The organism is Pantoea sp. Tr-811, from assembly GCF_011752535.1.
Lineage (GTDB): Bacteria > Pseudomonadota > Gammaproteobacteria > Pseudomonadales > Pseudomonadaceae > Aquipseudomonas.
Genome location: NZ_VWXJ01000065.1, coordinates 1 through 561, shown reverse-complemented (window position 1 = coordinate 561; position 561 = coordinate 1). Strand labels below are relative to the sequence as shown.

Sequence of the window (561 nt, the reverse complement as noted above, 5' to 3'; positions counted from 1 at the left end):
CCGCCCAGATCGCCGCAATCTGCTGCTCAAGCTCGCTCTGTGGCGCCACATACTCACCCTGCAGCGCGCTGGCATCCGGCTGCGGCAGGGCCTTGCGGTCCAGCTTGCCGTTCGGGGTTACTGGCAGCTGCTCAAGCAGCAGCAGGTGCGTTGGTACCATGTAGTCCGGCAGGCCAGCCTTCAGCGCTTCGCGCAGGCTGTCACGCAAGGCGTTCTGCTCCTGCGTGCTGTCGGCGGGCACCACGTACCCCACCAGTTGCTTGCCGCTTGGCCCGTCCTGGGCCAATACCACCGCTTCCTGCACGCTGGGCAGCTCCAGCAGGCGCGCTTCGATTTCGCCCAGCTCGATACGCAGGCCGCGGATCTTCACCTGGTGGTCGATACGCCCGGCATAGTCGATCACACCATCAGCGCGGTAACGCGCCAGATCGCCCGTGCGGTACAGGCGCCCACCGTTGTCGCTGAACGGGTCCGGCACGAAGCGCTCGGCGGTCAGCGCCGGGCGCTGGTGGTAACCACGGGCCAGGCCCACGCCACCCAGGTACAGCTCGCCGGCACTGC

General features: G+C 67.7%; 1 pseudogene. It reads right to left on the bottom strand.

What is annotated here, in order from left to right:
- Positions 1-561, bottom strand: a pseudogene (locus F3J44_RS29450) (AMP-binding protein); the annotation flags it as partial.